This is a genomic window from Arcticibacter svalbardensis MN12-7 (assembly GCF_000403135.1).
Taxonomy (GTDB): domain Bacteria; phylum Bacteroidota; class Bacteroidia; order Sphingobacteriales; family Sphingobacteriaceae; genus Arcticibacter; species Arcticibacter svalbardensis.
On sequence record NZ_AQPN01000116.1, the window covers coordinates 78,775 to 96,145 of the forward strand.

16 protein-coding genes are annotated in these 17,371 nt (G+C 36.8%); 8 read left to right on the forward strand and 8 right to left on the reverse strand.

All coding sequences use genetic code 11. From position 1 onward, the window contains the following. Positions 1-7 precede the first annotated feature (7 nt). From ADIARSV_RS20795 to ADIARSV_RS16275, 3 genes are all read left to right on the forward strand, one after another. On the forward strand, positions 8-1,045 hold the full coding sequence (locus tag ADIARSV_RS20795; protein WP_016196720.1) for an oxygenase MpaB family protein: 1,038 nt from the start codon (positions 8-10) through the stop codon (positions 1,043-1,045). A 450-nt stretch (positions 1,046-1,495) separates the two neighbouring features. Continuing rightward, the gene (locus tag ADIARSV_RS16270) at positions 1,496-1,939 is read left to right on the forward strand and encodes an SRPBCC family protein (protein ID WP_016196721.1); all 444 of its coding nucleotides are present in this window, start codon (positions 1,496-1,498) and stop codon (positions 1,937-1,939) included. A 187-nt stretch (positions 1,940-2,126) separates the two neighbouring features. Then, positions 2,127-3,098 carry a glycosyltransferase family 8 protein gene (locus ADIARSV_RS16275; protein WP_016196722.1) on the forward strand — a complete coding sequence of 324 codons (972 nt, stop codon included), beginning with the start codon at positions 2,127-2,129 and terminating at the stop codon, positions 3,096-3,098. Here ADIARSV_RS16275 and ADIARSV_RS16280 read toward each other — a convergent pair. Genes ADIARSV_RS16280 through ADIARSV_RS16290 form a run of 3 tightly spaced genes read right to left on the reverse strand, consistent with a single transcriptional unit; the run spans position 3,095 to position 6,115 of the window. Beyond that, entirely contained in the window at positions 3,095-3,457 is a 363-nt protein-coding gene (locus ADIARSV_RS16280) for a response regulator (RefSeq protein WP_160166680.1), read from the reverse strand. The two genes, ADIARSV_RS16275 and ADIARSV_RS16280, sit on opposite strands and share 4 nt — an antisense overlap. A 4-nt stretch (positions 3,458-3,461) precedes the next feature. Continuing rightward, complete coding sequence (locus ADIARSV_RS16285; RefSeq protein WP_016196724.1) at positions 3,462-3,884, reverse strand: response regulator; 423 nt, start codon at positions 3,882-3,884, stop codon at positions 3,462-3,464. Next, positions 3,884-6,115 carry an ATP-binding protein gene (locus ADIARSV_RS16290; protein WP_016196725.1) on the reverse strand — a complete coding sequence of 744 codons (2,232 nt, stop codon included), beginning with the start codon at positions 6,113-6,115 and terminating at the stop codon, positions 3,884-3,886. Before ADIARSV_RS16290 ends, ADIARSV_RS16285 begins: the two co-directional genes overlap by 1 nt. A 384-nt stretch (positions 6,116-6,499) precedes the next feature. Between ADIARSV_RS16290 and ADIARSV_RS16295 the strand changes: the two genes are divergently transcribed. Next, a complete protein-coding gene (locus tag ADIARSV_RS16295) occupies positions 6,500-7,954 on the forward strand; it encodes an aminoacyl-histidine dipeptidase (RefSeq protein ID WP_016196726.1) in 1,455 nt (484 codons plus the stop codon). Positions 7,955-8,074: 120 nt separating this feature from the next. After that, positions 8,075-8,821 carry an MBL fold metallo-hydrolase gene (locus ADIARSV_RS16300; protein ID WP_040300408.1) on the forward strand — a complete coding sequence of 249 codons (747 nt, stop codon included), beginning with the start codon at positions 8,075-8,077 and terminating at the stop codon, positions 8,819-8,821. 6 nt (positions 8,822-8,827) lie between these two features. Here the strand turns inward: ADIARSV_RS16300 and ADIARSV_RS21640 are convergent, their stop codons facing one another. The 5 genes from ADIARSV_RS21640 to ADIARSV_RS16320 form a co-directional block, all read right to left on the reverse strand. Beyond that, positions 8,828-9,019 (reverse strand): alpha-2-macroglobulin family protein, encoded by a 192-nt coding sequence (locus tag ADIARSV_RS21640; protein ID WP_152439926.1) that lies wholly within the window; start codon positions 9,017-9,019, stop codon positions 8,828-8,830. 197 nt (positions 9,020-9,216) lie between these two features. Continuing rightward, complete coding sequence (locus ADIARSV_RS16305; RefSeq protein ID WP_016196729.1) at positions 9,217-9,579, reverse strand: helix-turn-helix domain-containing protein; 363 nt, start codon at positions 9,577-9,579, stop codon at positions 9,217-9,219. A 357-nt stretch (positions 9,580-9,936) separates the two neighbouring features. After that, positions 9,937-11,538, reverse strand: a complete 1,602-nt coding sequence (locus tag ADIARSV_RS16310) for an SCO family protein (protein ID WP_016196730.1) — start codon at positions 11,536-11,538, stop codon at positions 9,937-9,939. An 8-nt stretch (positions 11,539-11,546) separates the two neighbouring features. Then, positions 11,547-12,527, reverse strand: a complete 981-nt coding sequence (locus ADIARSV_RS20800) for a hypothetical protein (protein ID WP_016196731.1) — start codon at positions 12,525-12,527, stop codon at positions 11,547-11,549. A 19-nt stretch (positions 12,528-12,546) separates the two neighbouring features. After that, positions 12,547-13,863 (reverse strand): tyrosinase family protein, encoded by a 1,317-nt coding sequence (locus tag ADIARSV_RS16320; protein WP_016196732.1) that lies wholly within the window; start codon positions 13,861-13,863, stop codon positions 12,547-12,549. A 311-nt stretch (positions 13,864-14,174) separates the two neighbouring features. On the opposite strand from ADIARSV_RS16320, the gene ADIARSV_RS16325 reads away from it, so the two are divergent. The 3 genes from ADIARSV_RS16325 to ADIARSV_RS16335 all read left to right on the forward strand — a co-directional run bounded on the left by ADIARSV_RS16325 (position 14,175) and on the right by ADIARSV_RS16335 (position 17,348). Then, complete coding sequence (locus ADIARSV_RS16325; RefSeq protein ID WP_016196733.1) at positions 14,175-14,432, forward strand: hypothetical protein; 258 nt, start codon at positions 14,175-14,177, stop codon at positions 14,430-14,432. A 149-nt stretch (positions 14,433-14,581) separates the two neighbouring features. Next, on the forward strand, positions 14,582-15,133 hold the full coding sequence (locus ADIARSV_RS16330) for a YciE/YciF ferroxidase family protein (protein WP_016196734.1): 552 nt from the start codon (positions 14,582-14,584) through the stop codon (positions 15,131-15,133). 13 nt (positions 15,134-15,146) lie between these two features. Then, a complete protein-coding gene (locus ADIARSV_RS16335) occupies positions 15,147-17,348 on the forward strand; it encodes a catalase (protein ID WP_016196735.1) in 2,202 nt (733 codons plus the stop codon). Positions 17,349-17,371: the final 23 nt, after the last annotated feature.

The window sequence follows — 17,371 nt, forward strand, 5'->3', positions numbered from 1 at the left end:
TCCTTTGATGAACACACAGCAGCAGTATTCCAATCAGTTTCTATCCAGCAAAAGGTTAAGAGGAGATGCTGAAGTCGAATTATTTATAAGTAGGAATTTTTCTGATCCGATAACAAAGACAGCACTATCCGGCTGGTTAAGTCAAATTAAGCAGAACTCGACGTTGAGTCCCCTACCAGATGAATATTTGGGAGAAACTTTCATTAGCAATGCCCAGAAATTACCGGTATGGGCAGATAAAAAGCGAATGAAGAATGGTTCCAGGTTTTTTGTGCAGCACGCAGAGCAAATTATGCAATTATTAGGATTACTTTCCTTGCCTTACTGCTACGCTGCTGCGGATGGTGCAATGGTTCTTTATCTTACAGAGCTCCTGAAAAGCAATGCAGGCAAACGTCTTACTGATACAGCTGAATTTATCTGGGATGTGATGGCACCTAACGCTTTTGAAATAGATGGTAAAGGATTTGCCAGTTGTTTAAAAATTAGGCTTACTCATGCAGCTGCTCGTTATTATACGCTCAAAAGTGGTAAGTGGGATAGCGCCATGGGTTTCCCTATTAATCAGGAAGACATGGCAGGTACTAATTTATCCTTTTCACTCATCGTTATTCGCGGACTTCGCAAACTTGGTCATAGTATTTCTTATGAAGAACAGCAGTCTTTTTTGCATCTATGGAACGTAATTGGTTATCTTCTTGGTCTTGAGGATGACCTGCTTACACAGGATGGAAAATCTGCTCATGCACTGGAGCTAGCCATCCGTAAAAGGCATTTCAAGATCTCAGAACAAGGATCAGAACTAACCCGGGTATTAATCTCCTATTTCGATAGCGCCACCCCATCGAATATTTCACTTAAGGATATACATCAGCTGATGCGTTATTTATTAGGAGATGAGATCGCAAACCTATTAAATATTCCCAATTCATCAATCCCTCTTTATTTGCCATACCTTTTAAAAATAACCAGCAATTTCCCGAATTTAAAAAACAAAATTCCATACAAGCAGAAATATAATTCCTTTATAAGAACAACTGCTTAGATAGTTAAATGCATTAAATTATCGGTAATAAGCACGATATTATTGAATTATAGTCTTTTTTACCGATAATGGAGATAGTGTAGTCTCCGGATACTAAACGCATCGTATTTATGAGCAACACAGGTAGCATAGCTTTACATCCTTAAAGGAATTATCAAAGAAAGAACTACCAGATAAATCCGCTAGTTCAAAGAAACAGGATTGAAAAATCGAATATAACTGTCTGAATTAAAAAGCACCCTAAATCAGAATCAGTAAAACAACGCCTGTTACCAGAGTAAGTTACAACTGAATTTAGTAGCAAATTAGAAGATATGAAATCAAATACAATTATATCCTAATTGAGATAAAAAAATTCTTTTTTGCCCCATTAAAATGTCCTCTTTGGGTATCTTAAAACGGTAATAAACAGTTAATTTTGATTATTCAAATAATATCTACTTAAATAAGATGGGAAATAGTATTTTGCAAAAACAGCCAATTATAATAGAAGAAGTGTTCAATACTTCTGTTTCAACTGTATGGAAAGCAATCACTGACAAAGATGAAATGAAGATCTGGTATTTTGACCTTGATGAATTTAAGGCAGAGAAGGGTTTCAAGTTTCAATTTAGCGGTGGCGCAAGTCCTGAAGAGCAATACTTGCATCTATGCGAAGTAACTGATGTTATTCCTGAGAAAGAATTAATATATAGCTGGTCATATGATGGTTACCCTGGAAAGTCGTTTGTAATGTTTGATTTATCAGAGCAAGGAAACAATACCCTACTTAAATTAACCCATAGTGGACTGGAAACGTTTCCTCAAGAAAACCCTGCTTTTTCTGCTCATAACTTCCAGCTTGGCTGGAATGAAATAATTCATAATTCCTTGAAAAAATTTCTAAAACAATAAAAACTATCAATAGAATATATTGTTAAAGTCAAATTTATATAAAACCCTTATCATCCAAACACAAAAATGTTAGTCAGATCATTGTGCCGGATTATTAAGTCTTAAAGAAACTATTTGACTTTTATAAGTGGCGGATTATTATGAGGTTGAGAGCAAAAAAAACTATTCTTCTATTAAAAGAGCATATATGAATCTGAACCCTATACATATTGCATTAGCTTTTGATGATAAATACATCACCCATTTTTTTGTTGTCATTACATCTGTCTTCTATAATAATCCTGATAACATCTTCCACCTCCACATCATTGCAACAGGACTCAATTTAGAACAGAAAGAAAAAATCATAAATTTCGTACATCAGCATCATGGAGAAATTAGTTTTTATGAGATCAATGCAACCCAACTGCAGGGATTAACGGTCCCTGAAAATTCATATCTTTCAATTGCTGCCTATTACCGGTTATTTTTTCCTTTACTATTGCCAAAAAAAATAAATAAATTATTGTACGTTGATTGCGATCTTGTTGTACATGGAAAATTGCAGGAGCTTTATAATGTAAATTTAGGCACCTTTCCCTTTGGAGCAGTTGCAGAAGTAAACTCTACTAAAAACAGGCCTGATCTAGGGATATATGAGGAAGGCATATATTTTAATTCCGGAGTTATGCTGATGAACATTCCAGAGTGGAAAAAGCAATCGATTACTGAAAAAAGCATTCAATTTATTTATGACTACCCCGAGAAACTAAAATATCTGGATCAGGATGCACTGAATGTAGTAGCGGAAAATAATTACTATCGCATCGATTCAAGGTTTAATGTGCTACCAAACGATATCCCAAAATATATCTTCAAGCGCGAATATGACCAGTTTTTAAAAGATAAAGTGATCATACATTATACTTTAAAACAAACCAAACCTTGGAGCATCTTCAGCAATCACCCTTACAAAAAATTATATAGATTTTACTTCAAGAAGTCGCCACAATCAAAAGATAGCATTTTTGTGGATGTAGAGATGACCCCTACTTTTATGAGGCGACTAATAAGATCACGAAAAAAACAGATCCAAAAGAAGTTATCACAAACGAGCAGTACATTAGTTAAATTGCATATACTATTTAATTTCTTTCTTTCTATAATTGATATCTACTAGTTGTTTAGCTCTAATACTCCTTCAATACAAGAATAAAGATCGTCTAAATCAAAGGGCTTTGCCAAATAGGCATTTGCTAAAATATCATCTGCAATTTTTTCTATATTAGGATGTGCAGAAAAGAGAACAAATGGTATGTTTTGATAAGCATCAAAACTTCTGATTTCATTTATAATTTCTGGTGCCTCTCTTGGACCTATAGAATTATCGATCAAAATAAGATCAGGAAGAAAATCATGCAGGGAACTAATAATATGGAAAGCTTCATTCAGTACCATCACTACATATTCATCTGCAAGTGCCATTTCTACTGTAAAACCAATATCATAATCATCTTCAATAACTAATATTTTTTTCATCTTATTAATCAAGAGTTGAATGCTGTACAAACCAAAAATCATAAATAGACTGCAAGCAAATCACCAGGTTTAAATATCCGGAAGGTTTGGTTACATAAGCATTAGCGCCAAATTCTAGAGCTGCTTTAATATCTTTTGGATTAGCAGATGTAGAAAAAAGCACAATGGGCATATACCTGAAGTAAGGAAGATCTCTTATTTCTTTAAGTAAATCTATACCTGATAGGCCCGGAAGATTCAAATCTAATAAGATAAGCTTTGGTTTAAAATTTTCAATAGCCATCTGAGTTAAAATATCCAAAGATTCTCTCCCATTTTGAACAATCTGTATAGATACTTCATTCTTTAACTCTTGCACAGCATTTTCCATAATAAATGCAAAATCTATGTCATCTTCTACAAAAAATAAGTCTGTATTATTTACCATTAAGAATTTACAAATGACAAGTAAAAAGTAGTTCCCATGCCTAATTTGCTTTCAAACCAAACCCTTGCGTGATGTTTTTCTATGATGCGCTTTACTATCGCTAGCCCCACTCCTGTTCCCTCAAAATCTTTTACATTATCCATACGCTTGAACAACTCAAATACAAGTTTATAATATCGATCGTCAATTCCAACCCCATTATCCGAGATCGTATAAATAGTTTCTTTATCAAGTTTGACGCCATTAATATTCACCACAGATGGTGTAGATTTAGCTGAATATTTTACAGCATTATTAATCAGATTAGTAAAAACCTGATTGATCATAACGGGATCTCCTTGAATGTCGGGTGTATCTCCAATATGAAATTCTAAATCTTTAGGTTGTAAACCCACTATAACGTCTTCTTTAATTTCATTGATCAAATGAGTCATATCAATTGGAGCAGTTTGTACATCTGCCTTGCCTATCATGGAATATTTCAGTATTTCTTTGATTAACAAATCCATTCTATCAGCACATACTTTTATCCTATCTAATACTTTTCTTGCATTATCATCAAGGCTTTTGTTATTAGTTATTAAAAGCTCAGAATAGGTCTTTATAGAGGATAAAGGTGTACGCAAGTCATGAGAAACAGTAAAACTAAATGTGTCTAATTCCTCGTAAGCATGTTTAAGCTTTTCGTTTAACAGGCGAATCTCATTTGCTTTTCTAGTAATCACATAAATAACATGTTCGCGCAAATTTACTACGGCAGCAATTTCTGCTCTATTCCATTTTTCCGAAGTATTCTTAACGATATCGGTCCAGCCATCAAATGATTTTCTTGGAGATAATGTTAATAATCCATTTTCACTTTGCTCTACCGGCTTTTCTGGGTTACCTGCCCAGGTTAAAGTTTGAATCTGCTCCGGTTTAAACCAGATAATAAATTCACCAAGCTCTCTCGAAAGCATGCAAGCTAAAATTCCACTACCAATCTGACTATAGATTTTTGAAGCCGAAAATATTTGAGGAAACCGGTGGGTATAATAAACAGAGTCAGACATGTTAATCTTAAGCCATTCAACAATCTCTTCAATTTGTTCTTCATTAGGCGTGTCACCAATGCGAGTTATCTTATTCTCGAATACTAATACTGCCCCTGTCGCCGAATTGATGTCTTTAATTGATATGTTATCCCTAAATAAAGCTTCATTGATGTTGGTTTCTTTTTCAAGATGTTCAATAAGCTGATTTACCCCTTGGTTTAAATAAGTAAACTTTTCACTATCTTCTTCACCTTGCCGGTATTCTAGTGCTGACGAAAGTATCTGCCCTAATAATTTTGCTGCATCACGAGCCTTATAATTGATAAACTTAGGTGAATAATTGTGACATGCAATAAGTCCCCATAATTCACCATGAGCAAGCAATGAGATACTAAAGCTTGATTCAACACCCATATTTTTCAAATACTGGATATGAATTGGAGATACTGCCCTTAAACAAGAATGAGTAAGATCAAGAGGTATATTCTTCAATTTATCGGTAATGATAGCAGAATTAATAGAATTTACATCCGCAATAATACGAGTTAAATTAATTTTATAAAGCTCCCTTGCCTGCTTTGGAATATCTGAAGCCGGATAATGAAGCCCCATGAAAGGCGCCAAAAAATCTTCCTTAGCCTCCGCAACAACTTCTCCATGCCCGTCTTCACCAAACTTATAGACCATTATTCTGCCATAACCGATAATCCTTTTAATTTCAGTAGCTGCTTTTTGCAACATGGCATCTAACTTTTTTACAGAAAGAATTTCGGATATAGATCGCCCAATAGTTTGCTGCACATCAATGTTGACATCTGCAGCTGCAGGCTCAAACTCCAGTATTTTGTTGTCACCGGAGGAAGTCACAATCATGAAATAAGGCTGAGAATTTAGCTTAAGCAAGAATGGATTGATCGCTTCCAAACCATTTGCATAATTCCTAACAGTAATTAACTGGCTTATTGTTAATTCAGATTCCAATGTATCCAGGTTAAGCTTCTCTTCCAATTCAGAAAGAGACTTTCCCAGGTAATTTTTCCCTTCATCGCGAATATAAACATGTATATTTTCACTGATATAGGTAATGATATGCGTTTCCGAATTGACAGCAACTAAAAATCCATGTGACTGAATCTGACCTAATATGTGAATGGGCTCTATATCACAATTAGTCAGATTAACATTGTACGCATTCATAAGTATGGATTTTAAGAATAATTTATTGTAATAAAAGCCAAAAAAAACCAACTATTCATCGAGGTTAAGCTAATTCAAGCTGATGCTTGACTTTTAATCTAATGTGGCTTTAAGTAAAGATGAACATTAATTATCCATTTATAGCTTATTTAGCAGAAGTTGTTCATTTATAAACCATTTCAATTTATAAAGTTTTATCCTAATGAATAAATCAATAGTTTTCTCTTTGTTTTAAGAAAGGACCAACACTCAGGTCAGCCATCTAAGATCTGGGATGAGTAAAAAAATCAGAATAAAATAAAAAACCCTAACTTGAGCCCCATAAATGCATATATAAACGATATGCAGGAGGTCTATTTTTAGCCTCTATAAATTAATCACGAAATGGAATTAAAAGATTTACTTCCTACTGCCCTTTGGAAAAACTTTGCAGATCTGAATGCAATCCCAAGGGCTTCTAAAAAGGAAGAACGTGTTATTGCTTTTGCAATGAGTTATGGCAAAAGTTTAGGGCTTGAAACCCGGAGGGATGCCATTGGTAATGTGTTGATTAAAAAGCCAGCCACGGCAGGAATGGAAAACCGTCAAACTGTTGTTCTCCAGTCACACCTGGATATGGTGCATCAGAAAAACAGTAATATTAACTTTGATTTTGAAAACCAGGGCATCAACATGTACGTAGATGGCGATTGGGTTAAAGCAAAAGGCACTACACTAGGATCCGATAATGGGATTGGTGTAGCGGCAATTATGTCTTTGCTTGCTTCTACCGATATCCCGCATCCAGAATTGGAAGCTATGTTTACGGTTGATGAGGAAACAGGAATGACAGGTGCCACACAAATGGATCCAGCAAACTTTAGCGGTCGTATATTACTGAACCTGGATACCGAAGAGGATGATGAACTGACTATTGGCTGTGCTGGCGGCATTGATACCAATACCAAAGGCTCCTACCAGGAAATTCCTGTTCAAGAGGGCTATGTCGCGTTCGAAATTATAATCCAGGGACTACTTGGTGGACACTCTGGAACAGAAATACATCTGGGCAGAGCGAACGCCAACAAACTGATGAATCGTTTACTCTATAAAGCGCTGCAATCCTTCGATCTTAGGTTAGCCAGTTTAGATGGAGGAAGCCTCCGTAATGCGATTCCAAGAGAATCAAAAGCATTAGTTTTAATTCAGGATTCCGATAAAGAGCTTTTCTTAACTTTTGTTTCTCAATTTACCGATCTCCTGAAAAATGAATTCAAAACCATTGAAAAAGACCTTACTATAAGTTGCAAAAACGCAGAAAAACCTGCATTAGTCATGAATCCCGACTATTTCAAAAAGCTTACACAGGCTATTTATGCAGTTTCAAATGGTGTTTTTCGCATGAGTCCTGATATCGAAGGTTTGGTAGAAACTTCCACGAACCTGGCCAGAGTACTTGTCAAGGATGGGACTTTCATCACTCAATCTCTGCAGCGAAGCAGTGTGGAAAGCAGCAAAGAAGATGTAGCCCTTTCCGTTCGCGCTGCTTTTGAAAGCATAGGATCTGAAGTCACTCAAAACGGTGATTATCCAGGATGGAAACCTAATGCTGATTCTCCCTTATTGAAATTAATGTTGAAGCTTTATCCTGATCATTTTAAGAACGAACCTCAAGTTGGTGCTTGCCATGCAGGATTGGAATGTGGCATTTTAGGAGGTCATTTCCCAGGTATGGATATGGTATCATTTGGTCCCACTATACGTGGAGCTCATTCACCTAATGAAAAAGTACAAGTTTCTTCAGTTGTGAAATTTTACGAATACTTACAACATATCCTTCGGGAAATTCCTTTAAAATAAATAAGCCAAAAGCTTATTATTAGAATAATTTCTTAGCATTATTATGACGTATTAAATACTCAACTCGTATTTGATATTTCATAATAATGCTCTATCTTCATTGAAAATACCTTGAAGAACATGAAGTTAAATCTATTAAGCACTGTCCTGTTGTGTTGTATAACATTTTTAGTTTCCGCACAACCTCAACCCGCTGACCAAATCAAAACAAACACTGGACCTCTGATAATATCACCAGTCAAACATGCATCGTTGGTCATCACATGGAATAAAAAGACTATATATATTGACCCAACAGGTTCTGTAGCACAATATAAAAACTTTGCAGCTCCAGACCTGATCCTGATCACTGATATCCACCCAGATCATTTGGATCCTAAAATCATAGACACACTAAATACTTCAAAAACACTTTTTGTAGTACCACAAGCAGTGGCAGATCTGCTTCCTGGAGTAGAAGCCGCAAAAATCACTGTGTTAAATAACGGCAATGAAAGCAGCAAGCTTGGAATAAAAATAACAGCAATTCCCATGTATAACATTCCTGAAACGCCAGACTCCAGACATCCTAAAGGTCGCGGTAACGGTTATATCTTAAACATCGGTGGCAAAAATATCTACATTTCAGGAGATACCGGTGATACAAAGGAAATGCGTGCGCTTAAGCATATCGACGTTGCCTTTGTATGTATGAACCTTCCTTATACCATGGATATTAATCATGCCGCAAGTGGTGTTCTCGCCTTTAAACCCGCTATTGTATACCCATACCATCACAAGGGACAGGATATCAAGGCGTTTAAAAAGCTAGTGAATGACAAAAATCCAAAAATAGACGTGCGGTTAAGAAACTGGTATCCCAACTAATCACCATCATTTAACACTTACTTTTTTCATTTCATCACGACCATAGAATACAGGAAAGTACATCATTTCAGCCTTTGCAGGATTTAAAATATAATCCCCATCATAGCGTGGCATCAATTTTATTAAATAGGTGTACTTTCCTTCTTTAAGTTTCCTGCAGAAGATGCTAACCCTGCTGTTGCACCAGTAGCTTCGCATCAGCATCTAAAGTAGAATCAGCCGTACCAGATTTTCTTCTTTCTCCGGAAACTGGGAGATCAGATTATACTCTATCAATAGGAAAAACTTGAAAAATAAATATCATGCAAAATATTTTCAGAGACTTTTATAACTAACAAAAATATGATAGTTATAAAAGCACTTTTTAACATCTGAGGTATTTATTTTTGATTTTTTCACGCAACAGATACTTTGAGTAAAAGTAACGTATTGTAGCGTTCCAGTAAATCGACATACTTATCTTTCCAGAGATCCTTATTAGTTGACGAATCGGGTTCTTCACCTACACTGTTCAAAAAAGATGTCTTTCTGAATCCCTTTTGGAAATCCTCTGGAGTAAAGAGCTGAGGAAGTTCTTCTGAGAAATCATGGTTGATAACACAACCAATTCTGTAAATAATTTCCGGCTTAAGTTGTTGCTGATTAAACCAGTTATAGACTGATCGCCTGTTTACGTTTGTTAAACGAGCTACATCGCTTATAGAGTGTCCGTTTCTTCTTACTACTTTTTCGATAATTTGTCCGTGATGAATTAACATGTTTGAGAGCGTTAATAATTTAAATATTAGAGACCAATTCTTACTTTTTGATTTATTCGATATTATGAGTAATCATTTCTTCATGTGTGCAATCTTTTGCTCAGTTTACTCTCTCTCTTCATATGTATTTAATGACAAAGATCATATACAAAAGCATATATTACTCACATTCTATAAGATATAGACAATATCTGTACCGATATTATGCTAATTGATAAACAGTTATTCACATATATGAATAATTTTTATTTAAGTTGAGAAATTCATAATCAAAGTTTCTCAACTATTAATTCAATAAGATATAAGTATAATACTGATATATAGATACTTATTTAAATAAAGTATCTATATAATAAGTCAAAGTCTAAATCCGAATTTTAACTTACCGACAATAGTTGAATACAGCCTAAACGAAAGACTATTCAAAAGAGCGCCAATAAAAACTAGAGAGACCCCCAGGTATAAGGCTAGCTTAATTTTAAATATAAGTCCCAAAAATAAAATAAACAGCGCTCCAACCACGCTTATATAAAATGGCAGGAGACCATTGCGACGTTTAGCATTTAAAAAAAGAGTGAAAAGATTTATTCCCATCACACCACAAAATACCGGCAAGAGCCAGGGACTATAAGGAATGGTATTCAATCCCGCAACTCCAAACATACTCAGGTAGACGGCCCAACAGATAGGACATTTTGGAAAAAACGCTACGATAAGGGATGGTATGACAGATAAAAAATCACCGAATGTCTTAATAATAAAATTCCTATAATACTGAAACAAAACAGGCTTGGTAGCATTAGAAATGGCATTTTTGACAGCATCTAACACTTCATTTTCTTCCCATTTCAGATGAGTGAAACTTCGAATCACCTTTCCATGTTGATCTAATAAATAAAGCTCTATCCTATGCTGATTTACTATTGAACCTGAGTAATTGACACCAAGACTAAAATACTTTCTGAGCGCCGTATAGCTATCTGGATCAGCTCTCAAAAACCTATTATTTATATCAAAAACGAAGCGTCTATTTTCTCCATACACTTTTAATCTGGAGGCAATATCATATTCCGGATCATAAGTTATAGCCACTGTTTTTACTAATTTTTGAATTCCATCAGCTTCTAAAGTCCTTCGTAATTGTACTAATCGTGTAATCGTAGCCGAACATTTATTCGGGTTATTACATCGGGTATAGAAAAAAGCTACAAGAGTAGGCGTTCCCTTAAAAAATTGATTAAAACGAAAGCTTTCTTTATTCTGATCTTCTAATACCACCTTCCGAATATTTGAACCAGAAGATTTAGAATTAACATCCATATCGAAAGAAATGGAACAACATGAGGAATTTATTTCCCGAACATCCCCACGGATACACTGGATAGTTTGCTCAATTTCTGACTTCAACTCGGTACTGGCATAAAATTCAGTCCCAAGTGACATCTGTTCAAGCGATGCTACCGCATCCTGAGCATAAGCACCTAACCAGCTTAAGGTCAGAAACAATTCTTTTAATGCAGTTGTATAATTAACCATAGAGCCATCCGGTTTATACATTTCAAATGTAACCGCATCATCCATATCCCGAATATTACGGATGGCTTTAAGGAGAAAAGGCACCAATTGCTTACTTGGCGGATCCATTCCTCTAAGTGCTTTTGCTGCCGCTGCAACTGTATACACATCAATACCGTTCTCTAATTCCTGCAATACATAGAGAATAGCAGACTTTGGAAGTCCCACAGTTTCGAAGTTTGCTAAAATATAGCCCCTGATCCGAATGACCTGGTTGGCACCCCTATCCTGATATAAAGGATGTCGTTCCGATAATAAATCAACCAATAATTTTCTACGATTCGGAAATTTTTGAATTGTATTGACAAACTCTGCTATTTCCTCCTCGGGAGTATCCTTGTTGAAGTGTTCAGGTGCAGGCATCGTATCAGAAAAAGGCATCATATCTTTTACTATTTAGCACGACGTTGTTCAGCGGAGCTCTTAAAATCCGCAACCATCTTCCTTAAACCTGGTGATGAAACACGTTTTTGGACATTATCAAGCTTCTTCTTAAAATCAACATCATTTAAGGCTCCGGCATCCATAGAGAATGTGAGTGTATTTAGCATAGCTGCTTTTAACTCCTCATTTTCATTTGGATCCAATATCATTTTTTTAGCATAAACCTGAATGTCTCCAGGATTTAAATTCTCTAATGCAACTGCACATGCATGCCTTGTTTCAGGATCTTCTTTTGTATTCTGCATCGTTCTCCACAATAAATCTTTAGAATCAGGGTCAGCAGCAAGATTACGTAGCGCTTCTTTTTTACTCTGTAAATTAGGTGGATTTGTGGCTATTTTCCTTAGAACAGGATAATGTTCGGCATGAAGATCATAAGCAAGAAGCTGAATGGCTATTTCAGGCTTCGTTATCGCCGCTTTAGGTTCATTTAACCCATCTATAAGCTTTTTCTGTATAAATGCGTCATTGTTCATCGCAAGGTATTCCATAGCGGGTGCTCTTAAGTCATTATCTTCGACCACTACTTTCCTTAATACATTAAAATACGCAGGCCGCTTCGAAGGAAAAACGATAGAACCAAAACTGGTCGTTTGCAAAACGGACAGTGCAGCACTTCTAAGTGGTATAGGTGGTTTTTCATTATTTAAAATAGAAATTACCTCATCCATCAATTTCTCATTGACGCCCACTTCATTAACTAATCCTTCAAGGGCTGCCGCACGGATTTTTCCATTTTGCTTATCATCCCGCAAAATCAGCTGTGCCTTTTGCACATCTTCTTCTTCATTAAACGTTCCGAAGTTTTCGAAGGCCGTCAATCGTTCTTTATCTGATTTATTTATATTTAAAAAATCAGCGATTGCACTTGCCCTTTGTTTTTTTGTATTCTCTATTTGTTTTAAAAGTTCTGTCTTATAATCATCCATAATTTTTCAATTAAAAGTATTAAACAACCACGGTTGAATGGTCATACCTTACACCGTGATAATCAAATCCTAGGTTAGCAGATAGGTTTTTTTGTCCGTGGTAATCAATCATGCTTTTCAAGTCGGGAGTCTGAGAAGGAACAGTTAAAAAAGGTGATAACGGAAAGGTAGTGTTGGGACCAGTAATTGGTCGTGGTTGTACGAAAATTCCGTTCCAGGGCCACATCGTATCGTCAGAGAAATTGCCGATTCCGAATTCTCCCCCAACAGTGGAATTACCACTTCCCAGGTGCGGATATGCATTTATATCAATAGGATCAAATCGCTGCCCGGTCATAATCCATTGCCATTTTGCCCATAGGCGATCTACATTAGAGTGTAACATAAAAAATAAAGGATCGGCAGGAGCCTTACCAATATCAGATATTTGTCCAGTAAAGCTAACGTGGGCAGAACCATGTGGATCTGTTTCCATTGTACAAAACCCGGTCCTTTTAGTTCCTACAAAAGTAGCGAAGGCTGTTCCAAGAGCCAATGTTTCAGCTTCATTATTCTTTACATTAGAAGCCGCTTTCGTGGACGTATTAAATTTCGCCACACGTCTTATCCTTCCTACACCCTGCCCAAATATCATAGGCTGCCAATTAACTAAAGGATTAGTATTACTAAAAGTAACGGCACCAGAGGCATCAGCGGTGCCCATAAAATCAACATTAAACACCTTCGGAGCCGGGTCATCAAATTTCCAATAGGGAATCGTAACGCTTGGATCGATCTCTTGTAATTTTCGCTCAAAATCTAATAAATAAGCTCTATGCCACACCAAAAAAGAACTTCGTTTGTGTATTTCAGGATCAGCACCAGAAGTATGCATGTTCTGAAAATCTATATATTTCCCTTGTTGGTTAAGGATTACAATAGCAGAAAGAAATTTGTTTCTTTCTGTATCAGTCAGCCCATTTGCATTTTTTCTTACCCGAACCATTAATGCTTTTTGACCCAGTTCAACATTGGTCAATTTACTGACTATTTTAATGATACAGTCCTTGTCTAACGAACTTGCCTTCCCCTTATCTTGATTAAGATCGAATTTTCCAGAAATATAAAAACTAGCTGGTACAGAATCATTAGGAATATCAATTTCCAATGTATCCGTCACGGGATCTCCTATTTCCTTTTTAAAAACAACCTGCCCCCCTTTAGCAGTATCCAGGTTTTTTAATATTACCCTTTGACCAATAATGTCTGTTGATGAGATCTGACAAGGGTGAGGTGACCAACCCACATAGTCAGCCAATGGATTCGCAGAATTATTAATAAGAATGTTAATGCTCATTTAATTGGATTTAAGATGTTCAAGGATTAGTAATCAAGTCGAAAAACCGAAACCTATATGAAGGAGTAGACCGGCAATTTCCGGAAACCTTTTAAATTGCTTTGGCAATTTTATGTTTTATTAGCGATTGTTATTTGAGTTATTTTAAAGTTTGGTTCGTTTAGTATAATTTTAATGATAGAATTTATTTACATAAATGTCTAAAAGAAAATTTATTACAGCAATAGCTATATCTAGCTATTTTACAGCAAAAAAAAACTATAATCATCCACAACATGTTTTGGTCTATCTTTGAAAATTATAGAGAATACATGGATAATTTGAAAAACCAGCAGAACGAAAAATACACTTTTGTGCAAATTTTGATTCCTTACGATCAGCGCTACAGCGATAACATGGAAAATCAACAAAAACAAATTAATGCTGCTTTAGATAAATTTCTTTTAAAAATTAAACCTTCATCCTATCGAATCATTAATGCTCAACTGGTTTTCCTACCTGAAACAGATCAATATGGGTTGAGTACCAGTGCAACAATTCAGCATGTGCTGCATATAGCGTATACATAATAAGAGTGCTGCCTTATTCCCAAGTTTATGGCCACAATACAACTGTTGATATATCACGCAATCAATTAATAAAAATACCTGTATTCAAAACAACCATTTTGCAAGATGGTTATATAGATTATCTTCTAAATGAAAAATCTAATAACCGTATGAAAAACGAAACCGGTACCGAACCAAAGTTCACTACCAAAACATCGCCTAAAGCTGAACCAGCATTACAAGAATTGTTCATGGACAGCATAATGGATATTTACTGGGCAGAAAATCATCTTGTAAAGAACTTACCAAAAATGATCGATGCAGCAACATCCAGTAAACTTAAAACAGCCATAAACGATCACCTCGCACAAACCAAAACGCATGTAACCCGCCTGGAACAAGTATTCGAGTTGTTAGGTGAAGATGCATTGGCTAAAAAGTGCGACGCAATGGAAGGTCTTGCAAAAGAAGGTGAAGGCATTGTTGAAAGCACAGAATCGGGAACAGCAACCCGGGATGTAGGAATAATACTTGCCTCACAGAAAATAGAACATTATGAAATTGCTACTTACGGTGGTCTAACTCAACTGGCTAAAACATTGGGCCATGATGATGTGGCAGAGCTGCTGTATCAAACGCTTACCGAAGAAAAAGCAGCAGACCAGTTACTAACCGATGTCGCTGAAAATGACATTAATTTCAAAGCATCAGAAGAAGCGTAAACCTACAATAATAATGGCAACCAAAAAAGTTACTGATAAAGGCGTTGACGCCACTGGCGACACCAAGAATTTAGATAAAGGTGTACAACCCGCTAATCTTAAAACAGAAAACCTGGCCCCACATACAGCAGATGCTACAGGTGAACTGATGACCACAAATACAGGATTGAAAATCAACGACGATCAAAATTCTTTAAAAGCAGGTGATCGTGGCCCAACATTACTAGAGGATTTTATCCTGCGTGAAAAGATCACCCATTTCGACCATGAGCGCATCCCGGAACGTGTGGTACATGCACGCGGATCAGGTGCACACGGTGTTTTTAAAGTTTATGAATCATTGGCACCTGTAACTAAAGCACTTTTCTTAAACGATACCGAAACAGAAACACCAGTGTTTGTGCGTTTCTCTACAGTGGCAGGTTCAAGGGGATCTACAGATCTGGCCCGTGATGTACGTGGCTTTGCGGTCAGATTTTACACAGAGGAAGGCAATTTTGATCTTGTAGGGAATAACATGCCGGTTTTCTTTATACAGGATGCTATTAAGTTTCCTGATCTGATTCACGCAGTAAAACCAGAACCTGATAATGAAATACCCCAGGCAGCATCAGCACATGATACCTTTTGGGATTTTATATCGTTAACACCCGAATCTGCTCACATGATCATGTGGGTTATGAGTGATCGTGCCATACCACGCAGTTACCGCATGATGGAAGGCTTTGGTGTTCATACCTTTCGATTGGTAAATGCCGAAGGACTGAGCAGTTTTGTTAAATTTCATTGGAAACCCTTACTTGGCGTACATTCAGTGGCATGGGATGAAGCTCAGAACATATCCGGTAAAGATCCTGATTTTCACCGCAGGGACTTATGGGATGCAATTGACAGCGGTGCATTTCCTGAATGGGAACTAGGCGTACAAATTGTGCCCGAAGAAGACGAATTTAAATTTGAATTTGACCTGCTTGATCCAACCAAAATTATACCTGAAGAACTCGTGCCAGTACAACGGGTAGGTAAAATGACGCTTAACCGGAATCCGGATAATTTCTTTGCCGAAACAGAGCAAATCGCGTTTCATTTAGGACATGTCGTACCGGGTATTGATTTTAGTAATGATCCATTATTACAAGGGCGATTATTTTCGTATACGGATACACAACTGACACGATTAGGAGGTCCTAACTTCCAGGAGATTCCTATCAATAGGCCGATTGTGCCGGTTCATAACAACCAACGCGATGGCTTTATGCGACAAACCATCAACAAAGGCAAAACAAGCTACAGTCCCAATGCGATCGGTAATAATGACCCCCGTCAGGCTACAGCAGCCGAAGGTGGGTTTGTGACCTACCCCGAAAGGATTTCCGCAAGCAAGGTAAGGGCAAGAAGTAAAAGCTTTTTCGACCATTTCAGTCAGGCACGATTGTTCCTCAATAGCCAGTCTGAACCAGAAAAAAATCACCTCACTGATGCTTTATGTTTTGAGTTAGGTAAAGTAAAAACGGTAGCTATCCGTCAGCGCATGCTGGTTTTTTTAGCGCAGATAGATAAAGGCCTCGCTGCCGAAGTAGCCTACGCTCTTGGTTTGCATATCCCTGAAAAGCTGGATAACGAATTGAATCAAAATATTCCAGCAGATGCTGATCCAGCTGATTACGCATCACTCCAGGTAGAAGGCTCTTTAGCTAAATCCGATGCTTTAAGCATGGTTAATACGGTTAAAGACAGCATCCAAACCCGAAAAGTGGCCATACTCGCTGCTGATGGTGTAGATGAGAATTCTTTAAATACCGTTAAAGCAGCAATTGAAGCAGCTGGAGGCATAACAGAAGTTATTGCACCTCGTTTAGGCTTTCTAACCTCTGCAAATGATGAAAAGATCCATGTAGACGAGAGCCTTCTTGGTGCAGCATCGGTATTATTTGATGCTGTATATGTACCTGGCGGACTAAATAGTGTGGCAACTTTGGAAGCTGATGCGGACGCCGTTCACTTCTTAAATGAAGCATTTAAACACTGCAAAGCTATAGCTGCTGCTGAGCAAGCCATGCAGGTTATAGAAGCCACTTACTTTAGCAAGAAAATCGATAACGATGAAGGGGTCATTATAAGTGCTGACGCCGAAAAGCTAGCCACAGAATTTATTGACGCCATCAAACAGCATCGCTTCTGGGAAAGAGAAAAGCCAAGGAAAATTCCGGCTTAACAAGCTTAAATTAAACAAAAACG

Excerpts from the sequence above, each read along its gene's own strand:
- ADIARSV_RS20795 (WP_016196720.1), top strand. The coding sequence starts at position 8 with ATGAACACACAGCAGCAGTATTCCAATCAGTTTCTATCCAGCAAAAGG.
- ADIARSV_RS16270 (WP_016196721.1), top strand. The coding sequence starts at position 1,496 with ATGGGAAATAGTATTTTGCAAAAACAGCCAATTATAATAGAAGAAGTG.
- ADIARSV_RS16275 (WP_016196722.1), top strand. The coding sequence starts at position 2,127 with ATGAATCTGAACCCTATACATATTGCATTAGCTTTTGATGATAAATAC.
- ADIARSV_RS16280 (WP_160166680.1), bottom strand. The coding sequence starts at position 3,457 with ATGAAAAAAATATTAGTTATTGAAGATGATTATGATATTGGTTTTACA.
- ADIARSV_RS16285 (WP_016196724.1), bottom strand. The coding sequence starts at position 3,884 with ATGGTAAATAATACAGACTTATTTTTTGTAGAAGATGACATAGATTTT.
- ADIARSV_RS16290 (WP_016196725.1), bottom strand. The coding sequence starts at position 6,115 with ATGAATGCGTACAATGTTAATCTGACTAATTGTGATATAGAGCCCATT.
- ADIARSV_RS16295 (WP_016196726.1), top strand. The coding sequence starts at position 6,500 with ATGGAATTAAAAGATTTACTTCCTACTGCCCTTTGGAAAAACTTTGCA.
- ADIARSV_RS16300 (WP_040300408.1), top strand. The coding sequence starts at position 8,075 with ATGAAGTTAAATCTATTAAGCACTGTCCTGTTGTGTTGTATAACATTT.
- ADIARSV_RS21640 (WP_152439926.1), bottom strand. The coding sequence starts at position 9,019 with ATGCGAAGCTACTGGTGCAACAGCAGGGTTAGCATCTTCTGCAGGAAA.
- ADIARSV_RS16305 (WP_016196729.1), bottom strand. The coding sequence starts at position 9,579 with ATGTTAATTCATCACGGACAAATTATCGAAAAAGTAGTAAGAAGAAAC.
- ADIARSV_RS16310 (WP_016196730.1), bottom strand. The coding sequence starts at position 11,538 with ATGATGCCTTTTTCTGATACGATGCCTGCACCTGAACACTTCAACAAG.
- ADIARSV_RS20800 (WP_016196731.1), bottom strand. The coding sequence starts at position 12,527 with ATGGATGATTATAAGACAGAACTTTTAAAACAAATAGAGAATACAAAA.
- ADIARSV_RS16320 (WP_016196732.1), bottom strand. The coding sequence starts at position 13,863 with ATGAGCATTAACATTCTTATTAATAATTCTGCGAATCCATTGGCTGAC.
- ADIARSV_RS16325 (WP_016196733.1), top strand. The coding sequence starts at position 14,175 with ATGGATAATTTGAAAAACCAGCAGAACGAAAAATACACTTTTGTGCAA.
- ADIARSV_RS16330 (WP_016196734.1), top strand. The coding sequence starts at position 14,582 with ATGAAAAACGAAACCGGTACCGAACCAAAGTTCACTACCAAAACATCG.
- ADIARSV_RS16335 (WP_016196735.1), top strand. The coding sequence starts at position 15,147 with ATGGCAACCAAAAAAGTTACTGATAAAGGCGTTGACGCCACTGGCGAC.